This window comes from Streptomyces anandii JCM 4720, from assembly GCF_014650655.1.
GTDB lineage: Bacteria > Actinomycetota > Actinomycetes > Streptomycetales > Streptomycetaceae > Streptomyces > Streptomyces anandii.
The window spans coordinates 271,531-276,377 of sequence record NZ_BMVJ01000003.1; the positions used below are offsets into that span (position 1 = coordinate 271,531).

The 4,847-nt window shown below is 73.7% G+C and carries 5 protein-coding genes; 4 read left to right on the forward strand and 1 reads right to left on the reverse strand.

Going from position 1 to position 4,847, the window contains the following annotated elements; genetic code table 11:
* A partial coding sequence (locus IE249_RS07155) for a TerD family protein (protein WP_506366423.1) occupies positions 1-1,312 on the reverse strand: 1,312 nt, incomplete at its 3' end.
* A 296-nt stretch (positions 1,313-1,608) separates the two neighbouring features.
* On the opposite strand from IE249_RS07155, the gene IE249_RS07160 reads away from it, so the two are divergent.
* The 4 genes from IE249_RS07160 to IE249_RS36560 all read left to right on the forward strand — a co-directional run.
* Positions 1,609-2,046, forward strand: a complete 438-nt coding sequence (locus IE249_RS07160; protein WP_189703915.1) for a DUF6643 family protein — start codon at positions 1,609-1,611, stop codon at positions 2,044-2,046.
* Positions 2,047-2,087: 41 nt separating this feature from the next.
* A complete protein-coding gene (locus IE249_RS07165; RefSeq protein WP_189703916.1) occupies positions 2,088-2,912 on the forward strand; it encodes an MOSC domain-containing protein in 825 nt (274 codons plus the stop codon).
* Between the two features lie 167 nt (positions 2,913-3,079).
* Complete coding sequence (locus tag IE249_RS07170; RefSeq protein ID WP_189703917.1) at positions 3,080-3,685, forward strand: Rv1733c family protein; 606 nt, start codon at positions 3,080-3,082, stop codon at positions 3,683-3,685.
* A 154-nt stretch (positions 3,686-3,839) separates the two neighbouring features.
* Positions 3,840-4,847, forward strand: a 1,008-nt coding sequence (locus IE249_RS36560) for a right-handed parallel beta-helix repeat-containing protein (protein WP_229857744.1), incomplete at its 3' end; no start/stop codon positions are given.

A 4,847-nucleotide genomic window follows, 5' to 3' on the forward strand; every position in this document is an offset into this window, starting at 1 on the left:
GCGGGCTCACCCCGCGGTCCGGGATCAGGTAGCGGGCCTCGCGCTGGACGAGGAGGTCGCCGCCGGTGTTGGTGATCAGGGCGAGCGCGCAGACCGTCGAGGGGACGGTGCACTCGTCGAGGGAGAAGTCGATCGGGGCGCCGTGCTGCGGCTGGAGGGTGACCGTGGCGTGCAGGTCGGCGAAGGAGCGGGCGCCTTCGTAGATCGTCACGAAGACCAGGATGCGCCGGAAGGCGTCCTTGTGGTCGAGGTTGACGGTGAGGTTCTCGCCCTCGGCCACGGCGCCGGTGCGGTCGTCGCCGTCGAGGTGGATGTACGGCGGGTGGTGCAGGGCGCCGAAGGCGTTGCCGAGGGCCTGGACGACACCCTTGCGGCCGTCCGAGAGCTCGTAGAGGGCGCACAGGTCGAGGTCGAGGTCGGCGTGGGTGGCGACGGCCCGACCGCGCTTGCTGCCCCAGCCGGTGAACTGCTTGCGCACCTGCCAGTTCAGGTTCACGCGCAGGGCGCCGGAGGTGCCGCCCTGCTTGGTCAGGGACACCGAAGGGGCCGACTTGGTCAGCGTCACCTTGGTCAGGCGGACGGCGGGCACGGGCGGCGGCGGTGAGCCGGCGGGCGGACGGACGGTGACGGGAGGCGCCACCGGCGGCGCGACGGGCGGGGGAAGGGGGACGGGGGCTCCGGCGGGCGGCGGGAGCGTGGCCGGCGCGGGAGCGGGCCCGGGACCGGCCGGGAAAGCCGGTCCGATCGCGGTGGACGGTCCCGATGCGGGGGCCGTGGGCGGCGCCGTGTGCTGGGGCTCGTCGACGGTGATGCCGAAGTCCGTCGCGAGGCCCTCCAGGCCGCTGTCGTAGCCCTGGCCCACGGCGCGGAACTTCCAGGCGCCCTGCCTGCGGTAGAACTCGCCGAGCAGGAACGCCGTCTCGACGGTGGCGCCCGTGCTGTCGAAGCGGGCGGCCACCTGGCCGCCGGCGGCGTCGCGCACCTCGACGCAGAGGCCGGGCACCCGCCCGAAGGTCCCGCCGTCGGCCGAGGCGGCCAGGACGATCCGGTCGATCCCGGGCTCCACGCGCGCGAGGTCGACGAGGAGGGTGTCGCTCACCTGGCCGCCGGCGTCGCGCTTGCCCTCGTGCCGGACCGCGCCGGAGGGATGCGCGGGCTGGTTGTAGAAGACGAAGTCGCCGTCGGAGCGGACCTTTCCGTTGGCCAGCAGGAGCGCCGAGGCGTCCGCGTCGGGCACGCCCGGCCCGGAGCGCCAGCTGATCTCGACGCGGAGAGCCGCGGTCGGCACCGGTGTGTTCGAGCCCTTCGGCATTGACATGTTCGCCCCCATCACGTGTCGGCCAGGCCGTGTCCCGGCGGTCGCTCGGCTCGCTGCCCGTCCCAACCTATTCCCGTGGAGCCCCTGACTCCCAGGAGAAGCGGCACAACAGGCCCCGGCCGACCGCCGGTAACCCGCCGGGAGCTCGCCATTTACACGATCCGAGCACCGATCGGCGCCCTTTTTTGCCAAGTTCGCTCACATTGGGGATCCCGCGTCACCACGGACACGGAAAACAACCCTCTTATCGGTCTCCCCAACCAGCACATCGTGGGCTTAACTTATGTGCCATGACCTCCCCCCGCTCCACTTATGGCGGCGGTTACTATTCCGCGTCGCCTTTCCCGGACACTCCGATCTACGACTCGCTCGTGGCCGAGCGGGGCACCCCGCAGATCGCCCCGATCCGGGTCCCCGCGCCGTACGACGCGAGCAGCAGCCACCTGCCCGCGCTCCCCTCGGCCCTGCCCGCCCTGCCGGCAGCCCCGTCCCAGCCGTCCTACGGCTATCCGCAGATGCCGCAGCCCGCCCCGCTGCAGCACGCCCCCGCGGCCTACATCCCGCAGCAGGCCTCGGCCCCGCGCGGGTATCCCGGCCCGCAGCAGCCGCAGCCGCCGCGCCCGATGATGGGCGGCACGGGCTACGAGGCGATGCGTCCCGCCGCTCCCCGCCCCGCCGCGGCGCCCTACCAGGACCCGTACAACAACCAGCAGTACCGCGGTTACTGATCCACTCCCCGGCCGTCCGCGCCACCTGGCAGGATGAGGTCATGGGGAATACGGAGCTGCGGTCGATCCACCTCTATCCGGTCAAGGCGTTCCGGGGCCTCGCGCCCCGGGAGGCCGTCGTGGAGCCCTGGGGGCTGGCCGGGGACCGGCGCTGGGTACTGATCGACGACGGGGGAAAGGTCGTCACCCAACGCCAGCAGCCACACCTCGCGTTGGCCGCCGCCGAGCCCGTGCCCGGCGGCGGCCTCCGTCTGTCCGCGCCCGGGCGCGACCCGTTGACGGTTGCCGTCCCACGGCCGGGGGTCACGGTGACCGTGGACGTCTTCGGCGACAAGGTGGAGGCCGTCCCGGCCGAGCCGGCCGCGCACGCCTGGTGCAGTGAGTACGCGGGCGCCGACGTACGCCTGCTGCACATGGACGACCCCGCCACGCGCCGCCCCGTCGATCCCGACTACGCGCTGCCCGGCGAGACGGTGAGCTTCGCCGACGGCTTCCCGCTGCTGCTCACCGTCGTCGCCTCGCTGGACTCCCTCAACTCCCTGATCGCCGAAGGCGATCACGCCGAGGAGGGCCCGCTGCCCATGAACCGCTTCCGGCCGAGCGTGGTCGTCGCGGGCACCGCCGCCTGGGCCGAGGACGACTGGCAGCGCCTCGCGATCGGCGAGGTCACCTTCCGGGTCGCCAAGACGTGCGGCCGGTGCGTGGTGACCACCACGGACCAGGCCACCGCCGAGCGCGGCAAGGAGCCGCTGCGCACGCTCGGCCGCCACCGGCGCTTCGGCGGCGAACTCCTCTTCGGCCAGAACCTCGTGCCGGAGTCCACCGGCACCATCCGGCTCGGCGACCCGGTGACGGTCCTGGAGTGATCCGCCCGGCGCGTCCGGGAACCTCCGGCCGGGGCCGGGCCGTTGTGATGTCGGCGGACCAGTCCGCGAGACACCGGCCGGGGGGTGATTTCGCTCTCTCTTCGACCGGTACGCGGTCGAAGGGCTCCGCCGGGGGGTTATCACGGAGCGGGAAGGGGGTGGGGACCTTGCGGGCAGTGGGCGGTCTGTGGCGCTGGCGGCACAATCCGCTGCGGCGCACGACGGATCTGGTCGAGTCCTGGGTGGCGCTGGTGGCGCTGCTGCTGATCCTTTTCGCCGCCCCCGTGATCGGCTCGCTCGTCGGCTCCGCCGCACAGGACGCCCTGCAGCAGTCCGTGCGCGACCAGCGCGAGGCCCGCCACCTCGTCACGGCCACCATCACCGGGAAGGCCGCCAGGGCGGCGCTGGAGCCGGACCCGGAGTCCGCTTCCGGGCGGGACTCCGGCAGCCAGGTCGTCGCCGACTGGACCGCCCCCGACGGCACCCGGCGGCACGGCGAGGTCACCACGACCCTCGAACACCCGCGAACCGGCGATCACTTCACCCTGTGGACGGACGAGCACGGCACGATGGTGACCCGTCCCCTGGACTCCGCCACCGCCACCACGCACGCGGTCCTCGCCGGACTCGGCGCGGCGATGCTGGCCGCGGGCCTCTTCGAGAGCATACGCAGGCTGATCGTCTGGCGCCTGGTGCGCCGCAGATACGCCCGCTGGGACCAGGCCTGGGACCGCGCCGGCCCCGACTGGGGCCGCACCGGCACCGGCAGCTGACGGCCTTCCGGCTCCGGTCAACCGACCGCCCGCGCGCACGCTACGGTGGACCGGCCGACGCACTCGGCATCAAGTCCACGCGCGCGAGAACCACCGGGGAGCGCCCCGGAGGCGAACGAGCCGTCAGCACGACGAGGTGGGGGCACAGCAACGCATGGCACAGGGCACGGTCCAGGTGACGCACACCGGCACATCGCGGTGGCGGCGCCGCACGGGTGAGTACGCATCGCTCGCCGCCGCCCTGGAGGCCGCGGCGGACGGCGACGTCCTCACCGTCGCCCCGGGCACCTACCGCGAGAACCTCGTCGTCCAGCGGGCGGTGACCCTGCGCGGCCCCGAGGGCTCCCCCGGTTCGGTGCGCATCGCGCCCGCGGACGGGGTGCCGCTGACCGTGCGGGCCTCGGCGGTGGTGCAGGACCTGCACGTGGAGGGCCAGGACGCGGCCGCGCCCGCGCTGCTGGTGGAGGAGGGCGCGCCCGAGCTCAGGGACATGCGGATCGTCACCCGTTCCGCGGCGGGCATCGAGGTGCGCGGCGGCGCCCGGCCGACCGTGCGGCGCTGCACAGTCGACAACCCGGCCGGCATCGGCATCGCCGTACTGGACGGCGGTGGCGGGGTGTTCGAGGAGTGCGAGGTCGTCGCGGCGGGCCAGGCCGGGGTGGCGGTGCGCGGCGGCGCGCACCCCCGCCTGGAGCGCTGCCGCGTGCACCACGCCTCGGGCTCGGGCCTGACCGCGACCGGCGACAACTCCGCGCTGGAAGCGGTCGGTTGCGAGATCTACGAGGTGCGGGGCAGCGGCGTCCAGGTCACCGGGCGGGCCACCGCCCACCTCACCGACTGCGATGTGCACCGCACCACCGCGGACGGCGTCACCCTCGACACGGACGCCGTCCTGACGCTGGCCGACTGCCGCATCCACGACATCCCGGAGAACGCGGTGGACCTGCGGTCGCGTTCGGTGCTGACGCTGACCCGGACGACGGTGCGTCAGTTCGGGCGCAACGGCCTGTCGGTATGGGACCCGGGCACCCGTGTGGACGCCAACCAGTGCGAGATCTTCGACAGCACCGGCGACTACCCGGCGGTGTGGGTCAGCGACGGCGCGACCGCGGTCCTGGACTCGTGCCGGGTGCACGACGTGCCGGACGCGCTGTTCGTGCTG

Excerpts from the sequence above, each read along its gene's own strand:
- IE249_RS07160 (WP_189703915.1), top strand. The coding sequence starts at position 1,609 with ATGACCTCCCCCCGCTCCACTTATGGCGGCGGTTACTATTCCGCGTCG.
- IE249_RS07165 (WP_189703916.1), top strand. The coding sequence starts at position 2,088 with ATGGGGAATACGGAGCTGCGGTCGATCCACCTCTATCCGGTCAAGGCG.